1 pseudogene is annotated in these 471 nt (G+C 60.1%); it reads right to left on the bottom strand.

The window, feature by feature from the left end:
* Nucleotides 1–121: 121 nt before the first annotated feature.
* Nucleotides 122–471, bottom strand: a pseudogene (istB, locus tag ALO64_RS17920) (IS21-like element ISPre4 family helper ATPase IstB); the annotation flags it as partial.

Below are 471 nucleotides of genomic sequence, written 5' to 3'. Positions count from 1 at the left end.
ATTGCGCAGCGTCAAGGTGCGAATTCCACGTCATCCGGACACTCAGCCCACCAACATCCGGACACTCGTTCCACGCTTATCCGGACAGGCAGTCGGAGCGCAGCGACGCAGGTTCGCATTGTTAGTCTGAAGTCCCTTTCGTCGTCAATTTCGTTGCGCGCCTGCGCATCGATTCACCCTTCAACTCGATTCGATAAGCGTTGTGCACCAGACGGTCGAGGATCGCGTCGCCCAAGGTCGGATCGCCGATCAGCGCATGCCATTTGTCCACCGGCATCTGGCTGGTGACCAGCGTCGAGCGATTGCCGTAGCGGTCGTCCAGCAGCTCAAGCATGTCGCGCCGTTGCGCGGCGGTAAACGGTGCCAGCCCCCAGTCGTCCAAGATCAGCAGGTCGGTCTTGGCATAGCCGGCCATCAGTTTGGCGAAGCGGCCGTCGCCATGAGCCAGGCCCAGTTCATGCATAGGAATTT

The sequence above is a fragment of the Pseudomonas meliae genome (assembly GCF_001400515.1).
GTDB lineage: Bacteria > Pseudomonadota > Gammaproteobacteria > Pseudomonadales > Pseudomonadaceae > Aquipseudomonas > Aquipseudomonas amygdali.
The sequence above is the reverse complement of the archived record's forward strand: the minus strand, read 5'-3'. Positions and strand labels throughout refer to the sequence as shown.